Source organism: Pseudomonas sp. R3.Fl (assembly GCF_023516765.1).
Classification (GTDB): Bacteria; Pseudomonadota; Gammaproteobacteria; order Pseudomonadales; family Pseudomonadaceae; genus Pseudomonas; species Pseudomonas citronellolis.
Genome location: NZ_JAMGSO010000001.1, coordinates 7271084 through 7284665, shown reverse-complemented (window position 1 = coordinate 7284665; position 13582 = coordinate 7271084). Strand labels below are relative to the sequence as shown.

Annotated in this window: 15 protein-coding genes; 8 read left to right on the top strand and 7 right to left on the bottom strand. The window is 65.8% G+C overall.

The genetic code is table 11. From position 1 onward, the window contains the following. Nucleotides 1–297: 297 nt before the first annotated feature. Nucleotides 298–798: a thiol peroxidase gene (gene tpx / locus M8R19_RS32145; RefSeq protein WP_009621821.1), complete on the bottom strand. Its 501-nt coding sequence runs from the start codon at nt 796–798 to the stop codon at nt 298–300. 1343 nt (nt 799–2141) lie between these two features. On the opposite strand from tpx, the gene M8R19_RS32140 reads away from it, so the two are divergent. Beyond that, nucleotides 2142–2615 (top strand): thermonuclease family protein, encoded by a 474-nt coding sequence (locus M8R19_RS32140; protein WP_249920023.1) that lies wholly within the window; start codon nt 2142–2144, stop codon nt 2613–2615. Nucleotides 2616–2666: 51 nt separating this feature from the next. Here M8R19_RS32140 and M8R19_RS32135 read toward each other — a convergent pair whose 3' ends face one another. Beyond that, the gene (locus M8R19_RS32135) at nt 2667–3275 is read right to left on the bottom strand and encodes an FMN-dependent NADH-azoreductase (protein ID WP_009621819.1); all 609 of its coding nucleotides are present in this window, start codon (nt 3273–3275) and stop codon (nt 2667–2669) included. A gap of 114 nt (nt 3276–3389) precedes the next feature. Between M8R19_RS32135 and M8R19_RS32130 the strand changes: the two genes are divergently transcribed. Then, nucleotides 3390–4295, top strand: coding sequence for a LysR substrate-binding domain-containing protein (locus M8R19_RS32130; protein WP_249920022.1), 906 nt, complete (start codon nt 3390–3392; stop codon nt 4293–4295). A 6-nt stretch (nt 4296–4301) separates the two neighbouring features. Here the strand turns inward: M8R19_RS32130 and M8R19_RS32125 are convergent, their stop codons facing one another. From M8R19_RS32125 to M8R19_RS32115, 3 genes are all read right to left on the bottom strand, one after another. Then, on the bottom strand, nt 4302–4988 hold the full coding sequence (locus M8R19_RS32125; protein ID WP_181926013.1) for a DUF1294 domain-containing protein: 687 nt from the start codon (nt 4986–4988) through the stop codon (nt 4302–4304). A 16-nt stretch (nt 4989–5004) separates the two neighbouring features. Then, nucleotides 5005–5835, bottom strand: a complete 831-nt coding sequence (locus M8R19_RS32120) for an undecaprenyl-diphosphate phosphatase (RefSeq protein WP_074980912.1) — start codon at nt 5833–5835, stop codon at nt 5005–5007. A 213-nt stretch (nt 5836–6048) separates the two neighbouring features. Next, nucleotides 6049–6396: a hypothetical protein gene (locus M8R19_RS32115; RefSeq protein WP_135499776.1), complete on the bottom strand. Its 348-nt coding sequence runs from the start codon at nt 6394–6396 to the stop codon at nt 6049–6051. Nucleotides 6397–6443: 47 nt separating this feature from the next. Between M8R19_RS32115 and fapA the strand changes: the two genes are divergently transcribed. The 6 genes from fapA (at nt 6444) to fapF (ending at nt 11391) form a co-directional block, all read left to right on the top strand. Further along, the gene (gene fapA / locus M8R19_RS32110) at nt 6444–6890 is read left to right on the top strand and encodes a functional amyloid chaperone FapA (protein ID WP_074980913.1); all 447 of its coding nucleotides are present in this window, start codon (nt 6444–6446) and stop codon (nt 6888–6890) included. A 1-nt stretch (nt 6891) separates the two neighbouring features. Further along, nucleotides 6892–7467 (top strand): fibril amyloid subunit FapB, encoded by a 576-nt coding sequence (gene fapB / locus M8R19_RS32105; protein ID WP_116424435.1) that lies wholly within the window; start codon nt 6892–6894, stop codon nt 7465–7467. 52 nt (nt 7468–7519) lie between these two features. After that, nucleotides 7520–8542 (top strand): amyloid-like fimbrin subunit FapC, encoded by a 1023-nt coding sequence (gene fapC / locus M8R19_RS32100; RefSeq protein WP_116424434.1) that lies wholly within the window; start codon nt 7520–7522, stop codon nt 8540–8542. Between the two features lie 75 nt (nt 8543–8617). Continuing rightward, entirely contained in the window at nt 8618–9298 is a 681-nt protein-coding gene (gene fapD / locus M8R19_RS32095; RefSeq protein WP_074980916.1) for a fibril amyloid maturation endopeptidase FapD, read from the top strand. Nucleotides 9299–9341: 43 nt separating this feature from the next. Further along, nucleotides 9342–10076: a fibril amyloid subunit FapE gene (gene fapE, locus M8R19_RS32090; protein WP_074980917.1), complete on the top strand. Its 735-nt coding sequence runs from the start codon at nt 9342–9344 to the stop codon at nt 10074–10076. A 55-nt stretch (nt 10077–10131) separates the two neighbouring features. Continuing rightward, nucleotides 10132–11391 (top strand): fibril amyloid transporter FapF, encoded by a 1260-nt coding sequence (gene fapF, locus M8R19_RS32085; protein ID WP_249920021.1) that lies wholly within the window; start codon nt 10132–10134, stop codon nt 11389–11391. A gap of 54 nt (nt 11392–11445) precedes the next feature. Here the strand turns inward: fapF and M8R19_RS32080 are convergent, their stop codons facing one another. Both M8R19_RS32080 and M8R19_RS32075 read right to left on the bottom strand, forming a co-directional pair. After that, a complete protein-coding gene (locus M8R19_RS32080; RefSeq protein WP_249920020.1) occupies nt 11446–12783 on the bottom strand; it encodes a sigma-54 dependent transcriptional regulator in 1338 nt (445 codons plus the stop codon). Between the two features lie 258 nt (nt 12784–13041). Then, a complete protein-coding gene (locus M8R19_RS32075) occupies nt 13042–13476 on the bottom strand; it encodes a carboxymuconolactone decarboxylase family protein (protein ID WP_074980918.1) in 435 nt (144 codons plus the stop codon). Nucleotides 13477–13582: the final 106 nt, after the last annotated feature.

Genomic DNA, 13582 nt, shown 5'->3' with positions numbered 1-13582 from the left:
TTTGGATGATAACGAGGCGCAAGGCAAAGCGCCGCATCCACGACGCGGCGTCCACACTTCTATACCTTCAGGGTCGAACGATAAGCACAGCAAGGCGCCGGGCAAAGTCTCTTTACCCGCTATTTACCTTTGTTTTACCGAGAGTTACGGCGCCTGGGCGAGGTTGCGCCGCAACTGTTCACACAGCAGCAGGGCCTGGGCTGCTGCTCCCTGCACAGCGCCAAAAACGAAGATGCCGCCCGGCCATTGGGCGGGGCGGCATCCGGGGCCTGCGGCAGCCGGGGCTGCGGCGGGCGATCAGCTCAGCGCGGCGACGGCGGCGGCGTAGTCGGGCTCGTCGGCGATCTCACCGACCAGTTGGCTGTGCAGCACCTGGTCGTTCTCGTCCAGCACCACCACGGCACGGGCGGCCAGGCCGGCCAGCGGGCCGCTGGCGATGGCCACGCCGTAGTTGGCCAGGAAGTCGGCGCCACGCATGGTCGACAGGTTGACCACGTTCTCCAGGCCTTCGGCGCCGCAGAAGCGCTTCTGGGCGAACGGCAGGTCGGCGGAGATGCACAGCACCACGGTGTTGGCCAGTTTGCTGGCCTCGACGTTGAACTTGCGCACGGAGGTGGCGCAGGTGGGGGTGTCGACGCTGGGGAAGATGTTCAGCACCTTGCGCTTGCCGGCGAAGTTCTCCAGGGTCACGTCGGCCAGGTCGCCGCCGACCAGCTTGAAGGCCGGGGCCTTTTCGCCTTTCTGCGGCAGTTTGCCGTCGACGTTGATCGGGGAGCCCTTGAGGGTGACTTGAGCCATTGCGGTATTCCTTCTATCGAGGGGATGGCCCCGCCGGAGAGGCCGGCGGGGCCGGGGATTTCGGGGCCGGGCGTCATCCTAGCATGAACTTGTCCGAGCGAATCTGTCGGGAATGACTTACGCGAGGTTGAATGACTTACGCAAGGTTGTAGGAGCGAGCTTGCTCGCGAACCTTTGTTCCGCGCTCCGATCCTCACCCCTGTCATTCCCGCGAACGCGGGAACCCAGAGACTTTTGGGTTGGGCTCGGTGTAACGCGCCGCACCGAGTCTGCGGAGATTTTTTGTTTCGCCCCCTCGGGCGAGTCCCTTTTGTCAAACGCCACAAAAGGAACCAAAAAGGCTTGCCCCAACATACGGGCCCGATAAAGCCGGGCTACCCTCACGAATTCCCCCGCCACGGAGGCCCGCCCCGAGGGTACGTCCCTGTAGCCCGCGGGGCTCTCGCGACATCCATGTCGCATGACCTCCTGAGCGGGGGTTTCGTTCGGCCTTCTGAAGGGGCGTTTCGGAGTGCACGGAGGTTTCTCTGGAAATCCAGGAGCCAAAGCCAGAGCAAACGCGCTTTTGCTCTTCGTAGGAGCGAGCTTGCTCGCGAACCCCGCAGTCTCTGGGTTCCCGCGTTCGCGGGAATGACGGGGGATGGTTAGGCGTCCCAGGATGACTCAGGATTCTCCCCCCACTCCGAACAGCCCCCTCTCCCTTCAGGGCGGGGCGCGCAGCCGAGGGTTGGGGAGAGGGCGCTCTTGAACCCAGCACCTACACCACCGGGAAATCCCATTCGCGAGCAAGCTCGCTCCTACAGTTCCATGAAGGGCATCGGCGCTCCGGCCAACGGCGTATAACCGCGAACGGTTATACGCCCTACGAACCTGCCGGCTAACACTGTGTCATCCCCCCACGCCAAACGGCCCCTCTCCCTCTGGGAGAGGGCTGGGGTGAGGGGACGGACTCCGCCCACCGCCGCCCCCCTGTACTCCGCTCCCCCTCCCTAACCCTCCCCCGCAAGCGAGAGAGGGAACCGTTCGGCATGAAGCGCAATCACCAGGCTCCCTGAACCACAATGCGCAAACCGCAGGCGAACGGCTCCAGGAAAGCACGGTCGTAGGAGCAACTGTCTTGCGGGCCGCACCGGGGCGCTCTTCGTAGGATGGGTTGAGCTTGCGAAACCCATGCGGTTGCGGTGATGGGTATCGCTTCGCTCAACACCATCCTACGAAAAGCCATGCTCACTCATGCGGTAGGAGCGGACTCCGTCCGCGATCGCCCCACCAACCGCACCGGACCATTCGACGACACAGCCCCCCTGCGACGCTATCCTGCAACGACACCCTCAGGAGGCTCCATGCGACCGCTTTATCCCGCCCTGCTCCTCGCCCTCGCCCTCCCCGCCCTCGCTCAGACCGACGGCCCCTGCCAGATCACCGCCGTCACCAGCGGCGATCGCCTGACCTGCCGCCTGGCCGAGCGCAGCGTCGATGTGCGTCTGCGCGGCATCGAAGCGCCCAGGGCCGGCGAACCCTATGCCCAGGCTTCGCTGGACAACCTGCGGCGCCTGGCCGAAGGCCGCAACGCCACCCTGGTGTTGCCGCGCGAGGAAGCCGCCGGTGCGCTCAGCGCCGCGGTGTGGGTGGAGCCCGCGGACTGTCCGGGTTGCGGGCATACCCTGGATGTCGGCCGCGCGCAGCTCGCCGTGGGCATGGCGCGCTGGCGGGTGGACGATCCCCAGGGCGAGGAAGAGCGCGCCCAGTACAACTTCGAGGAACAGGAGGCGAAGGCGCGCAAGGTCGGCCTGTGGCGGCCGGCGCGCACGCCCTGAAAGCACGAAGCCCCGGCACTGCCGGGGCTTCGTCGCTCTACTCGCAGCGAATCAGGCGCTGGCGAAGGCCGAGGCGATCTCCGCGCGGGCGCCCTTGATGGCGTTGGCGCGCGGTTCCTCGCCGTAGGCCAGGCCCTCGGCGCGGATCACTTCGATGTCGGTGATGCCGAGGAAGCCCAGCACCAGCTTCAGGTAGTCCTCGTGGGCGGCGCCGCTCGGCTGGCCGGCGTGCAGGCCGCCGGCGGTGGAGACGATGATCACCTTCTTGCCGCCAGCCAGGCCCTGCGGGCCGTTCTCGGTGTAGCGGAAGGTCTTGCCGGCCACGGCGATGCGGTCGATCCAGGCCTTCAGCTGGCTGGGCACGGTGAAGTTGTACATGGGCGCGCCGATGACGATGGCGTCGGCGGCGAGGAATTCCTCGATGCTGTTCTCGCCCAGGGCGGCTTCGTGCTTCTGCGCGGCGTCGCGCAGTTCCGCCGGGGTGCCGGCGGCGACCAGGCTGGCGGCGGACAGGTGGCTGATGGCGTCGGCGGCCAGGTCACGGTAGGTCACCTGTACGCCCGGCTCGGCGGCGGCCCAGGCCTGGACCACTTCCTGGCTGAGCTGGCGGGAGGCGGAGGCGTCGCCGAGGATGCTGGAATCGATGTGCAGAAGTTTCATGGGGTGGCTCCTGTGAATGGGGGTAGAAAGCGATGGGACGGATGCTACGCATGTAGCCAATGAGCGATAAGTCGGCAAAAATGCGATGAATCGTCCCACCAGCAGGACAATCCCATGCAGGACCTCAACGATCTCTTCTATTTCGCCAAGGTGGTGGAAGCCGGTGGCTTCGCCGCCGCGGGCCGCGAACTGGGGCTGCCGAAGTCGCGGTTGTCGCGGCGCATCGCCGAACTGGAGGCGCGCCTGAACGCGCGCCTGCTGCAGCGCACCACGCGCAAGCTGGCGCTCACCGACATCGGTGAGCGCTACTACCGGCACTGCCAGGCGATGCTGGTGGAGGCGGAGATGGCCGACGAGGTGGTCGCCCAGCTCAGCGCCGAGCCCCGCGGGCGGGTGCGCCTGTCCTGCCCGGTGGCGATGGCCGAGACGTCGCTCAACGCCATGCTGCCGGGCTTTCTCGCCGGCTATCCGCAGGTCAACCTGGAGCTGCTGCTGACCAACAGGCGCGTCGACCTGGTCAACGAAGGCGTGGACGTGGCGCTGCGCGTGCGCGCCCCCGGCGACGAGGACCCGTCGCTGGTCACCCGCCGCCTGCGCCCGGCCGCGGCAGTGCTGGTGGCCACACCGGAGCTGCTGCGCGGCCGCCGGTTGCAGGGCCCGGACGACCTGGCCGGGCTGCCGGTGCTGGGCGCTATCGGCAACGACCGCAAGGTGCACCTGCAGTTGCACGGCCCCGGCGGCGAAGTCCGCGAACTGGCCCTGGAGGCGCGCCTGGCCGCGGAAGACTTCAACCTGCGCAAGAACGTGGCGCTGGCCGGCCTGGGCATCACCACCCTGCCCCTCTATTACTGCCTGGAAGAACTGGCCAGCGGCCAACTGGTGCGGGTGCTGCCCGACTGGCAGGAACCGGCGGCCTTCCTCCAGGCGGTGTACCCGCACCGGCGCGGGCTGCTGCCGGCGGTACGGGCGCTGATCGATTACCTGGCCGAGGGCTTCGGCCGCAGCGACGAACCGCTATAAGGCGGCTCAGAACGCCGGCAGTACCCGCGCCAGCAGCACACCACCGAACAGGCGGTCCAGCCAGAACACCTGGTGCAGCAGCACTATCGCCCAGAACACCAACTGGTAGCTGGGCTTGCGCGTCTTGTGGCGCAGCAGGCGCTGGGCCAGGAAGGCGCCTGGCCAGCCGCCCAGCAGTTCCAGCAGGTGCAGGGTCTGTTCCGGCGTGCGCCAGGCGCCCTGCTCGGCGCTGCGTTTGTCGCGCCAGTAGGCGAAGAAGGCGACCAGGCTGAACAGCGGGTAGGCCAGCAGCCACCAGGGTGCGGCGCCGGCGAGCAGCAGGCGGCCGGCGCCGACCGCAGGCAACAGCAGCAAGGCGGCGAGCCAGCCCAGCGCCCTGCCCCAGCCGTTCGGCCGGGACGGCTCGGCGATCTGCCGGCCGCTGCGGACCTTGGCGCGGGTGGCAGGCGCCGCCGGCTTGCGGCGGATCTCGGGCAGGTCCACGGCCAGCCCGGCCAGGCGCGCATGTTCGGCGCGCGGGCGGCCCTGGCGATCGGAACCTGCGACGAAGCGCACCGCATCGCCGGCCTGGGGCCGGCGGTCGCCGCGGAATGCCGAGATGTGCAGGAAGAGTTCCTCGCCGCCGGCGCGCGGGCGGATGAAACCGAAGCCCTTGTCGTCGTCCCAGCGGCTGATGACGCCGTCCTTTTCCATGTTCATCCGCGCGGCCTCAGGGAGCGGCGCTGCTCCAGTCGATCAGGCTGAACTGCCAGGTCGCCAGGATCAGCAGGCCGAAGCCGATGCGGTACCAGGCGAACATCGCGTAGCTGTGGTTGGCGATGAACTTCAGCAGCCCGCGCACGGCGATCATGGCGAAGATGAAGGAGGTGACGAAGCCCACGGCGAACACCGGCAGGTCGCTGGGCTGGAACAGGTCGCGGTACTTGTAGCCGGAATAGACGGCGGCGCCGACCATGGTCGGCATGGCCAGGAAGAAGGAGAACTCCGTGGCCGCCTTGCGCGACAGGCCGAACAGCAGGCCGCCGATGATGGTGGCGCCGGAACGCGAAGTGCCGGGGACCAGCGCCAGGCACTGGGCGCAACCGACCTTCAGGGCGTCCTTCCAGGTCATGTCGTCGACGCTCTCGGCGCGGATGCGGTGCTCGCGCTTTTCCGCCCAGAGCATGACCACCCCGCCGACCACCAGCGCCGCCGCCACCGTGATGGGGTTGAACAGGTAGTGGTGGATCAGGTCGGCGAAGGCCACGCCCAGCACCACGGCGGGGAAGAAGGCGACCAGCAGGTTGATGGTGAAACGCTGTGCGCGAGGCTGGCTGGGCAGGCCGCAGATGACCTCGAGGATCTTGCCGCGGAACTCCCAGACCACCGCCAGGATGGCGGCCAGCTGGATGATGATGTTGAAGGCCTGTGCCCGCTCACCGACGAACCCCAGCAGGTCGGCGACTATGATCTGGTGTCCGGTGCTGGACACCGGCAGGAACTCGGTCAGCCCCTCGACCACTCCCAGGACGAACGCCTGAAAGGCACTCCAAAACTCCATACTGCTTCCCCCGAAGGCGCATTTCTTTTCGTGTTCTTCTGTTTTTCCGTGCAACCGTCGAGCACCCGCTGTGGGGCCCGACGAAAGGCTGGGCATGCTACTGCATTGCGCTGCCGCGGGTCAGTGTGTAACGAAAATTTCTCGCATCCACGCCATCCAGCGTCCGGCCATGGCCGCAAGCAGGCGGTGGGATGAGACACCCGGCCCCGGCGATCATTCCCTTAACACTTCCATTCCCGTCGCTAAGCCCTTGAAATAAAACGTGCACATTCGTACCAAAAGCAGGCTTTCCTGGCCATCATGTATCACCTCTGAAACAGCCGCAGGCCGCCAAGCCTCAGGAATGACGCAGACATCGATGGCATCACGGAAAACTGTTTCAGCGCTGATACGCCTATACGCAAAGCCCCATTCCAGAGCACTTGCCCCACTTTTGGTGGGGATGGCCACCCGCCCTTCTGTCTCAACGGCGAAACAGGTTTCTCTCAGGGGTTTCTGACAGTCATTCGTAAGCCCATGAATTTCAAGCGATAAGCAAAAGCGGCACGGCTTCTGCTCCATCCCGGTACTGCTGTTTAGGGCACAGCGCACCAGAAGGGATCGCCATCATGGGGAACATCGACTCAAGGATCGTCGGACTGCTCGCCTCCCTCGCCTGCATGACCGCTGCTGCGTTGCCGTCAACGGTTCAAGCGGGTGACGGCACCATCGTCATCCAGCGCACCGTACAGCCACGGGTCGCCACCCGCCCGACCATGGTGCCCGATCCGAATCCGATCACCGTCAATCCGAACATCTCCGCCCAGATCAACCGCCAGGTCGGCAACGCCGAACTGGATGACGCCGAGTTCGCCCGCGTCACCAGCGGTTCGAGCCTGTCCCAGCGGATTCTCCCGGGCGGCAACCTGGTGGGCATGGACAACGGCGCCAACCAGACGCTGCAGTCCGGCAGCCTGGGTGGCGGCGGCGGCAGTGGCGCCGGCATCTCCAACTCGGTCAATCGCACCGTGCAGCAAGGCCTGTCGCCGCTGCGCATGCTGACGGGAGATCGCTGACATGAAAGCACGCCTGACCCTTCTCGCCCTGCTCTGCTGCACCAGCGCCTTCGCCGCCGACCCGCAGCTGGTGAACAACGCCAGCATCGACAACGCCGGGCGCAGCTACAACGGCGTGGCCAGCGTCAACCAGGCCGCCGGCGACGAGCAGCAACAGGCCAACGGCCGCGCCATCGCCATCGGCACCAGCGGCGGCGCCAGCACCCAGTTCCATCAGACCGTCATCACCACCGCCGACCCGAGCCAGGCCGCCAAGGCCTCGATCACCGGCAACTCATTCTCCAACGGCAGCGGCGCCCTGGGCGTGAACCAGGCCGCCGGTACCGCCAACCAACAGGTCAACGCCATGAGCATCAGCGTCACCGCGGTGCCTCAGAGCGTCGACGACAACGTGCTGTCCCAGCAGAACATCACGTTGTCCCAGAACTCCGGCCCAGCCGGTTCCACCATGGGCAGTCGGCAGGTCGTCACCAGCGACCAGGCATTCGCCGGCAGCCGGGGGGTGGTCCAGGTGAGCCAGAGTGCCGGTATCGGCAATCGCATTGCCAATACCTTGAGCATCCGGGTCGCAGATTGACCCACGCCAACAACCAGAAACACTAAGCACACTAAATGCAAGGAGATACACCATGAAACCTACAATGGCCCTCAAGCCTCTGGTTTTCGCTGTTACGGCAGTCATGGCTGTAAGTGTTTACGCAGGCAATGATCGCGGCCCCCGTCACGGCCATGATCACGACAACCACCATGGCCAACAGCAGTACGATCCGTACAAGGATCCGCGGATTCCGGCCGGTGCCAGCGCTACCGTCATCGATAGCCAGTCCAGCTACAGCAACAACGTCATCAACCAGGGGACCAAGAACACCGCAGGTGTCAGCAACTCCCTGGGCGGCGCTTCGGGCAACGTCGGGGCCAACGTCGCCGCTGGCGACATGAACCAGCAGGCCAATGCCGCTGCGCTGGCCACCGCGGATGAACAGTTCATCTTCGGTTCCGCCTATGCGGCCACCTCGGTGACCCAGACCAACACCAGCAACACTGCCTGGAACTTCTCCACCGCCAACAACGCCGCTCTGAACAGCTCGGCCAACGGCGCCTCGGGCAACGTCGGCATCAACATCGCCGCCGGCAACTACAACCAACAGAAAAACGACATGGCCGCCGCCGTTTCCGGTGGGCGCCTGGCCGGTGCCAGCAGCGGCGCCAGCCAGACCTCCAGCGGCAACAACGTAGCCAACCTGGGCATCGCCACCTTCGACACCAAGACCCTCAAGTCCAGCTTCTACGCTCATGGCACCTATCAGGGCCATGGCTCGGGCGTAGTGCTGGATGACCCGGAGAAAGGTGGTCATCACGGCGGCTATGACAACAAAGGCAAGGGCCACGACAAGGTGGACAAGGATCCGCTGTACTTCAGCGAGTCGGGCACCATCGATCTGCGTGGCCAGGCTACCTATCAGGTCCTGGTTCCCACCGGCTGGAAGGACCCGGTCGTGAACAACGCCTCCATCAACAACTCGCTCAACGGCGTGTCGGGTAACGTAGGTGTGAACGTTGCTGCCGGCGTCGGCAACCAACAGAGCAACTCGCTGTCCATCGCCGCCGGTTGCCAGGCTTGCGTAAGCACTGGCGCAGTCACTGGCTTCTAAGCGACACCGTGCTGTACCTGGAGGCTCCGGCAACGGAGCCTCCCCTTTCTCAGCGCTGGCATAGGCGTCACGATCATGCGCACGCTCGCTTTCCTGCTCCTCGCACTCTGCTCCGGCCTGCTCCAGGCCGCGCAGCTGCCCTTCGCCATACTGCCCGGGGGCACGCTGGCCTATAAGCATGTGGAGAGCATCCGCGAACGTCGCTTCAGCAACCTGGTGGAGCAGAAGACCGACTTCAGCTGCGGCGCCGCCGCCCTGGCCACCATCCTGCGCACCGGCTACAACCTCGACGTCGACGAGGAGTTCGTCATCCGCGGCATGCTGGTCAAGGCCGACCCCCAACTGGTGCGTACCCAGGGCTTCTCCATGCTGGACATGAAGACCTACCTGGAAAGCATCGGCATGCGGGCCCGCGGCTACCGCATCCCGGTCTCCTCCCTGGAGAAGCTGACCATTCCAGTGATCGTGCTGCTGGACGTGCGTGGCTACAAGCATTTCGTCGTGCTGCAGCGCACGCACAACGGCTACGTCTACGTGGGCGACCCCGTGCTCGGCCACAAGCGCTACACGGAAGAAGATTTTCTCAAGGGCTGGAACGGCATCATCTTCGCCATCATCGGCCCCGGCTACGACAGGGCCAACGCCCTGATGAGCCCGCCGGAACCCCTGACCGCGAAGAACCGCCTCGATACCTTCCGCCCCGTCAAGGACGCGGAGCTCATGGATTTCGGATTCATCCAGAGCGACTTCCTGTGAGCCAAACGATAACGAGAGGTGGGATCCTCTCGGGGAGCGAACGATGAGAACCATTCCGCTGCTCGCCACCGCCTGCCTGGTGGCCAGCCTGCCGATCCAGGCCTCCGAGATTTTCCGGCCGATCGAGCTGCACGACCAGGAGCTGGCCCAATTGCGCGGCCGCTACGTCATGCCCGGGCGCATCATCAGCTTCGGCATCGTCATGAGCAGTACCTGGAAGAACGCCGTCGGCGACAACATCGGCGCCAAGGTGAGCATGCAGATCCAGGAATCCACCATCAAACCGCAGTTCTACGTCACCACCACCAAGGAAACCGGCAACGGCGGCACACCCTCGGCCGCGACCGGCAGCATCGTCGGTGGCGCGGGGCTCAACCAGACCCAGGGCGTCACCCAGAGCGCACGCTCGGCGGGTGACTACAACACCGCCTACAACAACGTCGGCATCAACGTGAGCGAAGCCGACCAGGCGCCCGCCGCAAGCAACCAGGGCACGCCCCTGAACGGCACGGTCAGCGCCAGCAACGGCGCCGGCACCGTCACCGTGTCCCCCGGCAGGGGGAACATCCAGTTGGCGATCAATGCCAACGGCCAAGGCTCGAGCCTCCAGCAACTGGGGGCCGGCGGCCTGGTGCAGGCCACCAACCTGCTGGGTAGCAGCAACCTGGTCAACAACCTTACCCAGCTGAACGTGGTCCTGCGTAACAACGCACCTTCCGTCGGAGCGCTGGATTGCAATCTCGACCAGCTCAAGGGCCTGCGATCCATGGGAATGTGATCTACGCTCAGTGGCGGAAGTAGTGCCCAAACGATAAAGATAGGGATAGCGCGCCATGCACCGATCGCTCACGCTTCGCACCGCAATCTGTGTATCCGCTTTGCTCCCCTCGGCCTTCGTCCATGCTGCGACGGAGGCCGAGGTGGAGGCTCTGAAACAGGAACTCATCGAGCTCAAGCAACGCTACGAGTCGCAACAGAAAGCGCTCATGGTGCTGGAGCAGCGGGTTCGCCAGGTAGAGGAACAGCCGGCGGCGACCCCGGCGCAGCCCAAACGCCTGGTCACTGCCACCAACAAGCCGACGCCGCCGGGCACCGGCAGTTCCTACGGCGAATCGCTCAAGGACGACAGCAACAACCCGCCCAAGAGCGTGGAGAACCTCTACGACGAGGCCAGCGGCTTCTTCGGCAACGGCGCCTTCAGCTTCGAGACGGGCCTGACCTACACCCACTACGACACCAAGCAGCTGATCCTCAACGGCTTCCTGGCGCTGGACACCATCTTCCTGGGCAACATCGGCGTGGACAACATCAAGGCCGACAACTGGACCCTGGACCTGACCGGCCGCTACAACTGGAACAACCGTTGGCAGTTCGACATCAACGTGCCCGTGGTCTACCGCGAGAGCACCTACTCCTCGGCCGGCGCCGGCAACTCCACCGCGCAGTCCACCGACGAGAAGGTCGACCGCGACCCGACCCTGGGCGACGTCAACTTCGGCATCGCCTACAAGTTCATGGACGAGACCGAGTCGCGCCCGGACGCGGTGTTCAGCCTGCGGGTCAAAGCCCCCACCGGCAAGGACCCGTACGGCATCAAGCTGGTCCGCGCGCCGGACAACGACAGCCTCAACGTGCCCGACGACCTGCCCACCGGCAACGGCGTCTGGTCCGTCACCCCGGGCATCTCGCTGGTCAAGACCGTGGACCCGGCGGTGCTGTTCGCCAGCCTGAGCTACACCCACAACTTCGAGCGCGACTTCAGCGACATCAGCCCGCAGCAGGGCACCAAGCTCGGCGGCAAGGTGGACCTGGGCGACTGGTTCCAGGTCGGCGCCGGCGTGGCCTTCGCCCTCAACGAGAAGACCAGCATGTCGTTCTCCTTCTCCGACCTGATCGCGCAGAAGAGCAAGCTCAAGCCCGACGGCGGCGACTGGCAGTCGATCACCGACAGCGACGCCAATGCCGCCTACTTCAACTGGGGCCTGACCTACGCCTGGAGCAACAACCTCACCATAGTGCCGAACCTGTCCATCGGCATCAGCCCCGATGCCCCGGACTTCAGCTTCAGCGTCAAATTCCCCTACTACTTCTGAACCCCGCATACGACAACGGCCCCTTTCGGGGCCGTTGTCGTTGCTGCGCCTTGCTCAGCGCAGCTGATGCTTGTGCAGCAGGCGGTAGAAGGTCGGCCGCGAGATGCCCAGCATGCGCGCCGCCAGGCTCAGGTTGTCGCCGTGGCGGGCCAGGGCGTCGCACATGGCCTGGCGCTCGGCGCCCAGCTTGTACTCCTCCAGGGTCACCAGCGGCACCTTGCCGGAGCCGCCGCGCTGGCGCTCCAGGCCCAGGTCGCGGGCCTCGATCTGCCTGCCCTCGGCCAGCACCAGGCCACGGCGCACACGGTTGGCCAGCTCGCGCACGTTGCCCGGCCAGGCGTGTTCGGCCATCGCCGCCAGGGCGTCGTCGCTGAAGCGCCGCGGGCGGCGGCCGGTCTCGACGCTATAAAGGTGGGCGAAATGGTTGGCCAGCAGCGCCAGGTCGCCATTGCGCTCGCGCAGCGGCAGGGTGGACACCTGCAGCACGTTCAGGCGGTAGTACAGGTCCTCGCGGAAGCCGCCGGTGCGGATGGCGTTCTCCAGGTCCAGGTGGGTGGCCGCCAGCACGCGCACGTCCACGGCGATCGGCTGGCTGCCGCCGACGCGCTCGATCTGCTTCTCCTGCAGCACCCGCAGCAGGTTGGCCTGCAGTTCCAGGGGCAGGTCGCCGATCTCGTCGAGGAACAGGGTGCCACCGTTGGCCTGCTCGAAGCGGCCGATCTTGCGCTGGTGCGCGCCGGTGAAGGCGCCCTTCTCGTGGCCGAACAGCTCGGACTGGATCAGGTGCTCGGGAATCGCCCCGCAGTTGATCGCGATGAACGGCCGGTTGGCCCGCCGCGACTGGCGGTGCAGGGTGCGCGCCACCAGCTCCTTGCCGGTGCCGCTCTCGCCACGGATCAGCACCGGCGACTCGGTGGGCGCGAACTTCGCCAGCAGGCGGCGCAGCTCCTGCATCGAACGGCTCTCGCCGAGCAGTTCGTGCTGGTGCTCCACGCTGTGGTAGGTGCCGCCGCGCCCGCGCAGGCGCGCCATGCCGAAGGCGCGGCCGAGGGTGACCTGCACCCGCGCCACGTCGAACGGCAGGGTATGGAAATCGAAGAACCATTCGCAGACGAAATCGCCCACCTCCTGGATGGGCAACGCGTCCGGGCTGAGCACCGCGATCCACTCGGTGCCGCTGCGGGTGATGAGGTCCTTCACCGACTCCGGGCGCTCCAGGTGTTGCGGATGCAGACGCAGCAGGCCGACGTCGCAGTTGCGTTCGCTCGCGACGTCGAGTCCGCAACTGTCTACCTCCCACCCTGCTGCCCGGAGCCCGGGCAATAATCGCTGGCAGTCATCGCAGGGATCGACCACCAGCAGGCGACGCCGTTTCGACGCTACTTCGAGCATGCTCCCTTCCTTGGCGCCATTTTTTTGAAAAACTTTATAAAACAGAAACTTGGCGCTCCAAGTTGTAAAGCTAGCAATATCTTGACGCGCCCATTGACCGTTTTCCTATAAGGCCGATGCCGAAACGATCTCAGCAGCCCGTTCCGGCCTATTGACTTATGCCGAAAGCCTCTGGGAAAGCCCTCCTTCATGCCCTTTCCACTCACCTCGCGTCGGAAAATCGTCTTTTCCGGATGACGAGAGCCCGCAGCCGGCCGCTCAGGGCACCATGGCCATGCCGACGCCGAAGCGGTTCCAAGCGTTGATGGTGGCGATGGCCAGGGTCAGGTCGACGATCTCGGTGTCGCTGAAGTGTTCGCGCAGGGCGTCGAACTGCGCCTGCGGGGCGTGCTTCTCGGCCAGCAGGGTGAGGCTTTCCACCCAGGCCAGCACGGCGCGCTCGCGGGCGCTGAAGAAGTTCGTCTCGCGCCAGACGCCGAGGGTCTGCAGGCGCGCCTCGCTCTCGCCGGCCTTGCGCGCGTCGTCGGCGTGCATGTTCACGCAGTAGGCGCAGCCGTTGATCTGCGAGGCGCGCAGGCGGATCAGTTCGAGCAGGCCATTGTCCAGGCCGGACTTCGCCAGCGCCTGCTCCAGGCCGAGCATGGCCTTGTAGGCGCTGGGGGACTGTCCGGCCCATTCGATACGTACACTCATGGTTCTCTCCAGTGGCGCCCGCCGGTTGCGGGAATGCAGATACCTTAGCCGCCGCGGCGGAGCCGCCGAATAGCCAATGCCGGGCAATAGCGGGAGTCCATTGCGG